Here is a 13,102-nt window from a genome sequence, read left to right as displayed (position 1 = left end):
GGTCTAAAGCCTTGGGGGGATTTTTAGATTTTATATTAAGTAATTGTAGAGAGTGTTTTAAAATTCATGTAAGTTGCATGATGTATATGTAAATTTGGCTTGTCTTTGTTGGTTATCCTAAAGCCGAGGGCTAAAATGTTTCCTCTTTAAAAGGTGAGAAAGTGAGTAAAGGCAATTCATGAATTGCCCATACAGTGAATAAGTGAGAAGTAAAATGAAGGAGATTCTTCGCACGGCTGTAGAATGACATCTAAGGTTATCCTTCCTTTAATGTTTATCATTCAACCTTTGACTGTCATCGTTGTATAAGCTAAAAGAAATATGGGAAAATATAATATAAGAATTTAAAATTATGAAAATCGGGGGATAAAGATGAGAAAGAAAGTAGGAGCATCTACCTACATTCTTCAGAGAATTAATACACTTGAAAGAAAGCTTTTAAAACAAGTAAAAGAATTAGATGATGTTATGGAAAAACATCCAGAAATAATCTTTAGATTGCAAGTTGTAGAGTTTGCTTTAAAACATTCAGTGAAGGTTGCAGTTGAAGCTTTTGGTGTATCAAAATCTACCATATACAGATGGATTAAAGAGTATAAAAGCAGTAATAACAATCTCGTATCTCTTAAAAATCGTTATATATCAAAAAAAGGAATGAAATTAGAAAAATTACAAAAAATAACAGAAAAACATAAACAATTAGTTTTAGAAATAAGAAAGAAACATCCTAAGCTTGGGAAAGAAAAAATAAAGGTTTTACTTGATAAACTCTGCAAGCAGCACAATATTCCTACGATATCTGCAAGTTCAATTGGAAATATAATAAAAATGCTTAAAGAGGAAAGGAAGTTAAATCATGAGTACGCCAGGCAAAGAATCACAATCAACGGAAGAACTGGAAAGCTAATAGTGAAAGAAGATAAAAAGAAAACAAAGAAAGATAGATATAAAGACAAAAAACCAACAAAACCAGGAGAATTGGTACAAATAGATACAAAGCATGAATATGTAAATGGTAGAAAAGTTTATATATTTGTAGCCAAGGATGTAAAAACAAGAATCTCTTTTACTTTTGCATATGACAGGCTAAACAGTAAAAACGCAAAGGACTTTTTAGAGAAATTAATAAAAGCAATACCATTTGAGATAAAAGGTATACAAACAGATAATGGCAGTGAATTCTTGGGTGAGTTTAGCAAGGCATTAAAGAAAAAAGATATAAAACATTATTTTAACTATCCAAGATATCCAAAAGGACAAGCATATGTAGAGAGAATGAATAGGACATTACAGGATGAATTTATCATGTACTACGAAGATTATGAATTAAAAGATGTTTATGAGTTTAATAAAAAAATGATGGAGTATATGCTATGGTATAACATAGAAAGACCTCATCATAGTTTAAACAAAAAATCACCTATTGCATACTTTTGTGATATTATAAATTCAAGAAAATCGGAATTTTCCCAAACTGGTATGACCTATACAGATACTTGAACAAAAGTCTTAAATGATGTATAATATATATCTCTTTTGTGAGTCGCTAGCTCAGTCGGTAGAGCACCGGTCTTTTAAACCGGTGGTCCTGGGTTCGATTCCCAGGCGACTCACTTCTAAATATGGCCCCATCGTCTAGCCCGGCCTAGGACACCGGCCTTTCACGCCGGCGACACGGGTTCGAATCCCGTTGGGGTCATTTCTTTAAAACTCATAATAACATGGTCGGTTAGCTCAGTTGGCAGAGCACCTGCTCGACACGCAGGGGGTCATAGGTTCAAGTCCTATACCGACCACTTCTCTTCTTTTTTACTATTGCCTACCTTTCACTCTCTCACTTACTCACTTTTTATTAGCCGTACTAAAATTTTACGAAAGTCTAAAAATTGCTTGCTAATTAATTTTTTTGGTTTAAATTTAAATCAGAAAAAGAGTAACTTTAATTTAAAAAGGAGGGTAAATCATGAAAAAAGTTGTAATTGTTGGAAACAATGGAAAAGTATTTGTGAAAGATGCATTGAATGAAAATGTTTTAAAAGAGTTTAGTACAGTTTTTGAAGCCATAGAATACTCTATCGAAAATAATTTACAAATTCCAGATCAAGCTTATAATGGTGAATTTATAAGAGATGAAAATGGATTTATCTATTTCAATGGTAAGGATTTTGAATATGCAAACGGAGACTTGTTGGTAGATACAAAAAGATGTTTTAATTGTGGATGGATAACAATATGGAATGAAATCTTGGATGAAAATAAAAATACAAGAGAATGTTATGTTTGTCCAAAGTGTGGATTTGTAGAAGCTTGTAACCCAATTATTGAAGAGATGGCTGAAGGAGAATAATTACCAATATCTTATTCTTCCAGTGTCTATATGCACAAAATTAGAAGATAGGTAATATCCTACACCACCAGCTTTGAGGGATATTGCCGCATCTCTTAAAATATGTAATGGAACTCCAGAAATGTTTATATCAATTGCTTTCCCTTGCATGTGCAAGCTATTTTTTGCAACCCCTGAACTTAATTCTCTCAAAAGATTGTTTGTTTTTGGAGATCTATACCCAGAAATGATATTTATGGGTCTATTGTTTACTTCTAAAGTTTTTGTTAATATGTAAAGTGTATCTATTAATTTTATATCAATTTCAGCAATTTCATTAGTTCTAAAATCCCTTAAAATATAAAAAATATTCTTTAAACCTTCTTCATTGTACCTTCCATTTTCGTAAAATATCTCTTTTAAAAATTCTCCTGTATGTGTATTATAAAAATAAAGAATTCTTGCTTGGAAGTAACTATTAACAATACTACCAAAGGATTTTGGAACCAGTACACAAAAACCTGTAATTAAGCCGAATTTTAAAAAATCTCTTCTATTCATCAATATCCAACATTAAATTTAAAATCTTTTTATCAAAATTATACAAATCTTCATAAAAATATATTGTATCATTTTTTACTAATGCTGTGAAATAAAAAATATAAACATAAATATTTTTTGAAGGAACTAAATCAAGTGTTTTATTACTATTTATAAAATTTACTATTTCATTTTTATCTTTGTTTAAGATATACGAAGTTAAAGACAAAGCATCATTGATTCTTATACAACCAGAACTAAATGCTCTTCTTTTCTGTTTGAACAATTCTTTGAATGGAGTATCATGTAAATAAACTTGAAATGGGTTTGAAAATGTTATTCTTATTCTTCCTAAAAAGTTTTTATCACCGGGACTTTGTATCAAAGTAAAGTTAAAATTACTTTCATTATATTTACGCCAATTTATCTTTTTATAATCAACTTCTTGACCGTTATAAAAAACTTTAAAACCAAAATCTTCTAAAAATCTTGGATTAGACTTTATCTTTTTAAGAATATCTTTTGCTGCAATTTTCTTAGGTACATACCAGTATGGATTTAACGTAATTTTCTCAATTTTACCGTAGTATATAGGTGTTGGTCTAAAATCTTCTTCATAATTTTTTCCAACAATAACCTCTGTACTTAATACTTCTATATCATTTTCGTAATATTTTAGTTCAAATGAAGGAATATTAATTTCTATCCTATTTTCAGCTAAATTTTCAGGCAACCATCTGTATTTTTCCATGTTGATTTTAATAATATCAATTAATTCATTAAGAGGTCTGTTTAATTCGCTTAATGTTTTGACGCCTATTATTCCGTCTGCTTCTAAGTTTCTACTTTCTTGAAATCTCTTTACCGATTCCAAAAGTTCATCGTCATATACATCAGAATTTGTGTTTCCGTTATAAAAACCATAGATATACAAAAGCTGTCTTAATTTTTTGACTTCTTTATCTTTTGTTTTCGGTTTTAATTTTTTATTTATCTTTGGTAAATATGGATTTGATGCTATGATTTCATGGTATTTTGATAAATATTTTTTTAATGCTAAATAACCATCGTAATTTGGTTGACAGAGTTCAGGCAAGTTTTCTAATTGATTTTCTTTGATAATATTGGCAAGTTCTTTATATTTGTTAAATTTTTTCTTTGGTAAGTTCCAAGTTCTAAAAATTTCTTTAGGATTTATAGTTCCATTATAAAGGTCTAAGCAAATTTTTAAAGTGAGTTTTGATAGTTCAATCTCATCTTTTACAGGATTTCTGCTTAAGAAGAAGTTGTAGTTTGATGGATTTAAACCTTCTTTATCCAACACTTCTATTAGATTTCTAAGTTTTTCAGTTTTTTCTTCAAAACTATCGTTTATCCAAATCGGTGAAAAATTAGTAAATTGATATAAACTTTTTAAACTTTTATCATTCTTTAAGTATGTTTTTAAATCAACCAGCTCGACAGGATAGGCTTTGCTGGTATTAAATATAAGCAGTAGTAAAGTTTTAATTAATAGTAATCTTTTTATGAGCAAAATTCATTAAGCATTTTCTTTAACTTTTTCTTTTTTTATTACTTCTGCTTCTATTTCCTTAGGTGTGACAACTTTTTCATCTTCTTTCTTCTCTTCGCCAGATATAGCCGACTTAAAGCTTCTGATTCCTTCGCCTAATCCTCTTCCTATCTCAGGCAACTTTTTTGCACCAAATAGTAAAACTATAATTCCAAATATTAGTAAAAGCTCTGTCATTCCAATAGAACCCATTATATCATCCTCCTGTTAGTGAGATTTTAATGACCTAATTACTTTTATAACATCTTCGGTTTCCTCTTCTATTTTAAGAGGTTCCCATTCTTTTATAATATGTCCTTTGTCATCTACAAGGATTCCTTTTCTTATGACCTTTTCTTTTTCTATCCCATTTACAAATACTTTTTCATAAGCTCCTAATCCTTTTACTGTTCCCAACGTAGGGTCAGATAAAAGTTCAAAATTTATGTTGTATTTATGTTTAAACTCTCTATGTTCTTCAACCGTGTCTTGGCTAATTCCTATTACAATCACACCTTCTTTTTGAATTTTTTCTAAGTTTTCTTTAAATGGGCATTCAGATCTATTGCATTTAAATTTTTCATCCGTTGGATAGATGTAAATAAAAATTGGTTTTCCTTGACCAAGTGAATCATTTAAAGATACAAGCTTATCTTCTGTATTTAATAATTCAAAATTTTGAATAGCTTTAGCCATAATTTAACTCCTATATTTTATATTTACAGTAAATTATAACACATGAAATTAAAAAATCAAATTTCCGTATAGGTCATAATAGTTTTGGAAAATCTAAAAAATCAAAAATGACAGAAAGGACAGCCATCAAATGTTTTAAGTATACCTTTTCTCTTAAAATTTCCTCTGCTTTTTCTTCTGATGATGCTAATAGCATAGGTGGATTATTTTAAGCGATTACCAAAATTTAAAGAAGAAGTCGTCCTGACTAATGACCTTAGAATTAAAAATCCTGAGATCAAACATCGGAGAAAGAATATTCTTTCTGGTTATTCTGTAGGCGGTGAAGAATCTAATACTTTTTTGAATTTATTACTCCAAGGTATATTATAATTATATTTAAGAAATCTAAAATCAAAGGAGTAGATAGATGGAGATAAATTTAACAACAAAAAAGTTGGATAACGTTAAGACAGATGCAGTATTTTTCTTAATGTTTGAAGATAATAAAAAGCTTGAAGGAGAGTTAGAAAAGATAGATAAAGCTTTAAATGGTGGAGTTTCTGATTTAATCAAACTACAAAAATATAAAGCTGAAGAAGGTAAGTTTTTAATAGTTCCAACTCTTGGAAAGATTAAGGCTAACTATGTGGCTATTGTCGGGCTTGGTAAGGAGAAAAAATTTGAAAATGATATTTTAAGAAGAGTTGCAAGCTACATAATAAGAAAAGCAAAAGAGCTTAAGCTATCTGATATTATCATTGATACAAACTTACAACAGTTTGAAAATTATGATGAAGTAGTTCAAGCCATCACAGAAGGGTTAATACTTGGAGATTACTCGTTTGATAAATATTTCTCTAAAAAAGATGAGCATAAAGTAAAAGAAGTTCAGGTAAATATTCCAAAAAATCAAGATAAAGACAGATTGAATGAATTTGTTAGAATTGGGGAAATTCTTGCAGAAGCACAAAACTTTACAAGAGACCTTGTAAATGAGCCGGCTAACGTAATCAACACAATCCAATTTGCAGAAATTGCAGAAAAGCTTGCAAAAGAGTATGGTTTTGAAATCAAAATCTACGATGAAGAAGAGATTGAAAAAATGGGAATGGGTGCTTACTTGGCAGTTGCAAAAGGTAGCGATAATCCACCAAGATTTATACATTTAACATACAGACCTAAAAATTCACAAGGCGAAGTTGCTATAGTTGGAAAAGGATTAATGTTTGACAGCGGTGGTTTAAATATAAAAACTGGCGATTTTATGAGATGGATGAAGTCAGATAAATCAGGTGCTTGTGCTGTTTTTGGAATTTTTAAAGCAATTGGAGAATTAAAGCCTGATATTACTGTTCATGGAATTGTGGCAGCGGCAGAAAATATGCCAAGTGGAAAAGCTTACAGACCGGATGATATATTAAAAGCTAAAAATGGTGTAACAATAGAAGTTGGCAACACAGATGCAGAAGGAAGATTGACCCTTGCTGATGCTTTATCCTACGCTTCTGAGTTAAAACCAGATGCAATTATAGATATGGCAACATTGACCGGTGCTTGCGTTGTTGCTCTTGGAGAGTTTACAGCCGGAGTAATGGGAAATAATCAAAAATTTATAAATGAGATATTAAAAACTTCTGAAGAAACAGGAGAATGGATGTGGCAACTTCCATTTAACGATAAACTAAGAGAGCAGATAAAAGCTCCTCATGCTGATGTTTATAACGTTGGAACGACAAGATACGGTGGTGCTATCACAGCTGGATTATTCTTAGAGAAATTCGTTGACCCAAAAATTCCATGGGTTCATATAGATATTGCCGGACCTTCTCATCATACGAGTGGTTGGTATTATCACCCAAAAGGCGCAACAGGAATACCTGTTAGAACAATAACTTGGTATTTACTTAAAAGATCAAAGTTCTTTGATAAAATCGGTAAGTAATCGTATAAATCAACAAGGCAGGGTTAACCCTGCCTTATCCTGAGGACTTTAGTCCGAAGGATCTCCTCTTTTAAAAATGAGGAAAAAGGAGATTCTTCGCTTCGATCAGAATGACGATCAAAAGGTTAAATTAATTTTTAGACTTGGTTAAAATTTTAAAGCACCCCCACCTATTATTTCTTATTTCTACTTTAAATACTTTTTCAAAAACTTTCCTGTATAAGATTTTTCATTGTTTGCAACCATGTCTGGCGTTCCTTCTGCAACAATATAACCACCTCTATCACCGCCTTCTGGCCCAAGGTCTATAATCCAATCTGCACACTTTATAACATCAAGATTATGTTCTATCACAACAACAGTGTTACCCTTTTCTACAAGCTTATTTAAAACCTGTATTAGCTTTGCTACATCATGAGAATGCAAACCTGTTGTTGGTTCATCTAACAGGTAAAGAGTTTTCCCTGTATCTCTCTTTGACAGTTCTCTTGAAAGTTTTATTCTTTGAGCTTCTCCTCCGCTCAACGTGGTTGCTGGTTGTCCAAGTTTTATATAATCAAGACCCACATCGTGCAAAAGTTTTAATTTGTTTCTAATAGATGGAATATTTTCAAAAAATTCCAAAGCTTCTGCAACTGTCATATCAAGAACATCTGCAATACTTTTTCCTTTGTATAAAACCGATAAAGTTTCTTTGTTGTATCTTTTTCCACCGCAAACTTCACAGGTTACGTATATATCCGGCAGAAAGTGCATCTCAATTTTAACTACGCCTTCACCTTGGCATGCTTCACATCTTCCTCCTTTTACGTTAAAAGAAAACCTTCCTGGGTCGTATCCTCTTATTTTTGCCTCAGGAGTAGATGCGTAAAGCTCTCTTATTAAGTCAAAAACTTTTGTGTAGGTTGCCGGGTTTGACCTTGGCGTTCTTCCTATGGGTGATTGGTCTACGTTTATAACTTTGTCTATATGCTCCCATCCTTCTATTTTTTCATGCTTGCCTACGTATTCGTTTGACCCATGGAATCTGTTTTTAGCTGCTTGCCATAAGATATCGTATATCAGCGTTGATTTTCCGCTTCCTGATACTCCTGTAATAGCCACAAACAATCCAAGTGGAATTTTTACATCTATATTTTTTAGATTATGCTCTTTTGCACCATGAATGATTAAGTATTTATTATCATTTGGGGGTCTTCTTTTTGCCGGCAGTGGAATTTTTAGCTTTCCGCTTAAATATTTACCTGTTAATGAATTTGGGTTATTTTTTATCTCTTCAACAGTTCCAACTGCTGTAATATAGCCACCGTATACACCACTACCCGGTCCAATATCAACAATATAATCTGCCTCTTCAATAGTCTCCGGGTCATGTTCTACTACTATAACAGTGTTTCCAAGGTCTCTAAGCTCTTTTAATGTATTGATTAGCTTTTCTGTATCTCTTGGATGAAGTCCTATGGATGGCTCATCAAGAACGTATAAAACACCCGACAATTTAGAGCCTATTTGAGTAGCAAGTCTAATTCTTTGAGATTCTCCACCGCTTAAAGTTGTAGCCGTCCTGTCAAGGGTTAGATAATCAAGTCCAACATCTAATAAAAACTTTAATCTTTCTTTTATCTCTTTTACAATCTTTTCTGAGATTAATTTTTCTTTTTCTGTTTTCGGTACGCTCTCATACTCTTGGAAAAACTCAAAAGCTTTGGCTATATCCATTTTTACAACATCGTAAATATTCTTGCCGTTGACAAGTACAGTTAATGCTTCTTTTCTTAACCTTGCACCTTTACACTCCGGACATTGAATTTCTTTAATGTATTTCCCTATTTCTTCTCTGTATTTTTCGTTATCTGTTTCTAAGAATTTTCTTTCAAGGTGTGGAATTACACCTTCAAAATATCCATTACCATAAAGAATCTCTTCCTTTACATGCTGTGGCAGTTCTTTGAATTTTTTAAGCCTTGGAATTCTATTAAAAGTTAAATAATCGCTAACCATTGCTTTTATGTATTTAAAAGAGATATTCTCGGCTATTCTAAAAGCTTCTGTGGCTACTCTTTCTTCATCTATTAAAAGATTTTCATCAATTTTATGAATAACTCCAAGACCTTTACAGGTTGGACACGCTCCATAAGGACTGTTAAAAGAAAAAAGTCTTGGCGAAAGCTCAGGAATGGAGAAGTTATGAATAGGACATGCAAACTTTTCACTGTAAATAATATCTTTACCTTCATCTACAAGATTTACAACCACAAGTCCATCGGAAAGCTTTAAAGCCTGCTCCACAGAGTCATTAACTCTTGTTCTTGAACCTTCTTTTATAACAATTCTATCTATTACAACTTCAATCGTATGTTTTTTGTTTTTATCAAGCTTTGGAACTTCTTCTGTAAGATACACTTCTCCATCTATTCTTAATCTTGGATATCCAAGCCTTTTTAACTTTTCTAAGGTGTCTTTATGCTCTCCTTTTTGTCCCCTAATGATTGGTGCGATTATCTGTATTTTTGTTCCCTCCGGCAAAGACATTATACTTTCTGATATTTCTTGTGCAGATTGGGATGAGATTTCAACCCCACATTCCGGACAGTGTGGTTTTCCTGCCCTTGCAAATAAGAGTCTTAAATAATCATAAATTTCTGTTATTGTTCCAACTGTTGAACGTGGATTTTTAGATGTGGTTTTTTGGTCTATTGCTATTGCGGGAGATAGTCCTTCTATACTATCTACATCAGGTTTTTCCATTACTCCAAGAAACTGTCTTGCATAAGCTGACAGGCTTTCTACATATCTTCTTTGACCTTCTGCATAAATCGTATCAAAAGCCAATGAAGATTTCCCGGAGCCAGATGGTCCGGTGATAACTATTAATTTATTCTTTGGCAGTTCTAAATCTATATTTTTTAAGTTATGTTGTCTTGCACCATGAATTACTATCTTGTCCATTTCTCTTCTTCTTTCAAAAGCTGTTTTGCTAAACTTAAAGAATTTTCATCAATCATTCCTGTAAGCATTCTTGCTATTTCATGACTTCTGTCTTCTTCAAGAAGACTTACCTTTGCAACCGTTTTACCGTCTTCAATCTCTTTGCTGATGTAAAAATGTCTATCTCCAACTACTGCAATCTGTGGAAGGTGAGTGATTAAAATAACCTGAAAATCTTTTGACAGCTCTTTTAATTTTTTAGCCATCTCTATAGCTGTTTTTCCGCCAATTCCTGTGTCTATCTCATCAAAGATTAAGGTTTTAACAGATTTTTTTGATATTAGTTTTAATATTAAAGAGATTCTTGAAATTTCACCGCCGGATGCAACCTCTGAAAGCGGTCTTGGTTCAAATCCTAAGTTTGCAGAAAAATAAAAAGTTATCTTATCTTTTCCGTATTTGTCTATTGGCTTTTCTTCTATCTTAACCTTAAAAATAGGTGTTTTAAACGCCAAATCCTTTAAACCTTCAACCACTAAGTCTTCAAACTCACTTACTTTGCTTTTTCTAATGCTTGAAATTTCATCCGCTAACTGATTAATCTTATTTTCTAATGTTTTTAACCTCTCTTCAAGCTCAGGCAGTTTGTCTTCCAAGCTCATAAGTGTAGAAAGCTCACCATTTAAACTCTCCAAAAAGTTTGGCATCTCATCAGCTTCAACATGATACTTTCTCTCTAAGTCATTTATAAGATTTAGTCTTTCTTCAATCTCTCTAAGCTTATAATCATCTGCATAAAAATCTGTATCTTCAAGCTTATAAAAAGCATCTTCAATCAAGGCTTTAGCTTCTTCAAGATTTTGTAAAACTTTATTTAAACTCTCACTCAAATCAGAAATTTTTGAGATATTTTTTATCACCAAGCTTAAATTTGATAAAACGCTGTTGTCTTGAATCGATAAAACACTTTTAGAAAGCTCTACAACCTCTTTTATAAGTGCTATATTTGATAAATATCTATATTCCTCTTCAAGCTTGTGTTTTTCTCCGGGCTTTATGTTTGCAGATGAAAGCTCGTTTATCTGAAATGTTAAAAAATCAATCTTTCTTTGATTTTCTGCCTGCTTTGATAAAATATCTTCATACTCTTTTTTGACTTTTATATACTCTGAATATAACTTTTGAAACTCTTCAAGTTTATCTTCTGCTTTTGCAAATTTATCAAATATTTCTCTTTGATAGTCTGCATCAAAAAGCTTTTGGCTTGCATGCTGTCCGTGAATCTCTATAAGGTTTTGAGAAATCTCATCAATGATAGATTTAACAACCTTTCTTCCGTTTAGATAATATATATTTCTCCCATTTTTTACCTGCCGTGCAAGAATCAAAATTCCATCTTCTGCATACTGATTGTCAGCTTCAAACATCAGCTCAACATAATCATTCTCTTCAAAGCTTCCTCTCTCTCCAAGAACAAACGATATAGCATCAATGATTAGAGATTTACCAACGCCAGTCTCACCGGTAAAAACATTTAGTCTATCAGAAAGGGAAATCTCAATATCTTTTAAATAAAGGAATTTTTTAATTCTAATCTCTGAAAGCAAGTAATACCCCGTTTGATTTTAAAGTCTCAATTTTAAATTATAACATAGTGAATTTTTAAATTATTCTTGTCTGATAGTTTTTCAAGATTTTAAAAAGAGTGTTCCAAAAATCCACATCGTCATTCTGCAGCCAGCGAAGAATCTCCTGTTATTGTTTCCTTCCTTTTAAAACACATTAAAACATGAGATCCTTCACTTCGTTCAGGATGACAAAGAACGACCCAATGGTGTCATTCTGAGCGTTAGCGAAGAATCTCATTTTTCCTTATTTTAAAAGAGGAGATCCTTCGGCTTACAGCCTCAGGATGACAGGAAAAGGTAAGCTTACGAGAATTTTGGAACACTCTCAGATTTTGAAAGTAATTGTAAGAGTCCTACAAACACTTTAAAAAAGTTTTGATTATGATTGAGAAAACCTCTTACCAACTGGCAGGGATAAGATAATTAGATTGATTTATCTAATTTTTTCGCTTCATTTAAAACATCTTTAGCATTTTTTTCTGCCCCGATAGATTTAAAAAGATTATATGCACGAGTATAGTAATCTCGTGCCGTTTCTTTGTCTCCTTTGTCTCTGTAAAGATCTCCAAAATAACTATAACCTTTTGCTTCGAAATATTCATCTCCTGCTCTTTTTACACCTTCAAGCCCTTCAGAAAGATACTTTTCTGCATTTTTATAATCTTTCATATCTCTATAGACTTCCCCAAGGTTCAACTTAGAAAAAGAAACATTAAAATAATCTTTATATCTCTCAGCTACTTCAATAGCCTTTTAATAGTTCTCGATAGCCTTTTGGTAATTACCTTTTTCGTAATATATACTGCCAATATTGTTATAGACAATCGGTTTTCCTTTTTCGTTTTTTTCTAAACTTAAATACTCTTGGCAATGACCTAAAGCTTTATCTAGTTCTCCTTTTTGATGATATATACTAGCAATGCCTTTTAGTGCAATAGCCTGTATATCTGTATCACCTAATTCTTTTGCTAAACTTAAACTTTTATTGTAGTATGTAAGCGCATCATCTAAGTTATTCATATTCTCTAAAATCTGACCAATTCTACTGTAAATTTGCATTAGATTTTCTTTTTTGTTTGTTAAACTTTCTGCTTTTTTAAAAATTTCATAAGCGGCATCAAGTTTTAAAGTACGGTAATAAGCTTCTCCTAAGCAAAGATAGGCCACTAGATTATCAGGGTATTTTTCAACGGCTAATTTGCCGACCTCTATAGCTTTTTCATAATCTCCAGCATTAAGGAAAGCTATACATGCATCAATTAATGTTATTTTTTGTTCCATGGTTTTTATGCCCTCTATGAAATTTTTGCTTTATTTAAAAATTACCTTCCTCCCTCATTTTCTGACATAAGTATAGATAACTCCTCAATTTATTCTACCTAAACATTTATATAAACTATCATCAATATTATCTCTAAAGTTATACCTAAATTCAAGCTCTTTTAGATAGCAGATATAGATACCCTTACTTACACCATGCAATTTTAGCAACCTCTTTTGTTATTTCG

The 13,102-nt window shown here is 31.8% G+C and carries 12 protein-coding genes and 3 tRNA genes; 6 read left to right on the top strand and 9 right to left on the bottom strand.

The features are described from left to right. Window positions 1–372 precede the first annotated feature (372 nt). The 5 genes from SYO3AOP1_RS00230 (at window position 373) to SYO3AOP1_RS00210 (ending at window position 2,347) form a co-directional block, all read left to right on the top strand. Entirely contained in the window at window positions 373–1,500 is a 1,128-nt protein-coding gene (locus SYO3AOP1_RS00230) for a DDE-type integrase/transposase/recombinase (protein ID WP_012458785.1), read from the top strand. Window positions 1,501–1,540: 40 nt separating this feature from the next. Continuing rightward, window positions 1,541–1,613 (top strand) — tRNA-Lys (locus tag SYO3AOP1_RS00225). Window positions 1,614–1,624: 11 nt separating this feature from the next. After that, window positions 1,625–1,699: transfer RNA gene (locus SYO3AOP1_RS00220), tRNA-Glu, on the top strand. A 24-nt stretch (window positions 1,700–1,723) separates the two neighbouring features. Further along, window positions 1,724–1,796, top strand: a tRNA-Val gene (locus SYO3AOP1_RS00215). 167 nt (window positions 1,797–1,963) lie between these two features. Beyond that, entirely contained in the window at window positions 1,964–2,347 is a 384-nt protein-coding gene (locus SYO3AOP1_RS00210) for a hypothetical protein (protein ID WP_012458784.1), read from the top strand. Here SYO3AOP1_RS00210 and SYO3AOP1_RS00205 read toward each other — a convergent pair whose 3' ends face one another. The 5 genes from SYO3AOP1_RS00205 to SYO3AOP1_RS09460 form a co-directional block, all read right to left on the bottom strand. Next, window positions 2,348–2,887 (bottom strand): YcbK family protein, encoded by a 540-nt coding sequence (locus SYO3AOP1_RS00205; RefSeq protein WP_012458783.1) that lies wholly within the window; start codon window positions 2,885–2,887, stop codon window positions 2,348–2,350. Then, window positions 2,880–4,400 (bottom strand): L,D-transpeptidase family protein, encoded by a 1,521-nt coding sequence (locus tag SYO3AOP1_RS00200; RefSeq protein WP_012458782.1) that lies wholly within the window; start codon window positions 4,398–4,400, stop codon window positions 2,880–2,882. The genes SYO3AOP1_RS00205 and SYO3AOP1_RS00200 overlap by 8 nt, the downstream gene beginning before the upstream one ends. A 6-nt stretch (window positions 4,401–4,406) precedes the next feature. Further along, on the bottom strand, window positions 4,407–4,631 hold the full coding sequence (locus SYO3AOP1_RS00195) for a twin-arginine translocase TatA/TatE family subunit (RefSeq protein ID WP_012458781.1): 225 nt from the start codon (window positions 4,629–4,631) through the stop codon (window positions 4,407–4,409). Between the two features lie 15 nt (window positions 4,632–4,646). Next, window positions 4,647–5,114, bottom strand: a complete 468-nt coding sequence (locus tag SYO3AOP1_RS00190) for a redoxin domain-containing protein (protein ID WP_012458780.1) — start codon at window positions 5,112–5,114, stop codon at window positions 4,647–4,649. Window positions 5,115–5,187: 73 nt separating this feature from the next. Continuing rightward, entirely contained in the window at window positions 5,188–5,310 is a 123-nt protein-coding gene (locus SYO3AOP1_RS09460; RefSeq protein ID WP_281340754.1) for a hypothetical protein, read from the bottom strand. A gap of 213 nt (window positions 5,311–5,523) precedes the next feature. On the opposite strand from SYO3AOP1_RS09460, the gene SYO3AOP1_RS00185 reads away from it, so the two are divergent. Further along, window positions 5,524–7,038, top strand: a complete 1,515-nt coding sequence (locus tag SYO3AOP1_RS00185) for a leucyl aminopeptidase (RefSeq protein WP_012458779.1) — start codon at window positions 5,524–5,526, stop codon at window positions 7,036–7,038. Window positions 7,039–7,224: 186 nt separating this feature from the next. Here the strand turns inward: SYO3AOP1_RS00185 and uvrA are convergent, their stop codons facing one another. From uvrA to SYO3AOP1_RS09100, 4 genes are all read right to left on the bottom strand, one after another. Beyond that, window positions 7,225–9,987, bottom strand: coding sequence for an excinuclease ABC subunit UvrA (uvrA, locus tag SYO3AOP1_RS00180; protein WP_012458778.1), 2,763 nt, complete (start codon window positions 9,985–9,987; stop codon window positions 7,225–7,227). Beyond that, a complete protein-coding gene (recN, locus tag SYO3AOP1_RS00175; protein ID WP_012458777.1) occupies window positions 9,975–11,573 on the bottom strand; it encodes a DNA repair protein RecN in 1,599 nt (532 codons plus the stop codon). Before recN ends, uvrA begins: the two co-directional genes overlap by 13 nt. 444 nt (window positions 11,574–12,017) lie before the next feature. Continuing rightward, window positions 12,018–12,290, bottom strand: a complete 273-nt coding sequence (locus SYO3AOP1_RS09105; protein ID WP_198001833.1) for a tetratricopeptide repeat protein — start codon at window positions 12,288–12,290, stop codon at window positions 12,018–12,020. Window positions 12,291–12,347: 57 nt separating this feature from the next. Beyond that, window positions 12,348–12,875, bottom strand: a complete 528-nt coding sequence (locus tag SYO3AOP1_RS09100) for a tetratricopeptide repeat protein (RefSeq protein ID WP_049751876.1) — start codon at window positions 12,873–12,875, stop codon at window positions 12,348–12,350. Window positions 12,876–13,102 lie beyond the last annotated feature (227 nt).

The sequence above is a fragment of the Sulfurihydrogenibium sp. YO3AOP1 genome (assembly GCF_000020325.1).
Classification (GTDB): domain Bacteria; phylum Aquificota; class Aquificia; order Aquificales; family Hydrogenothermaceae; genus Sulfurihydrogenibium.
The sequence above is the reverse complement of the archived record's forward strand: the minus strand, read 5'-3'. Positions and strand labels throughout refer to the sequence as shown.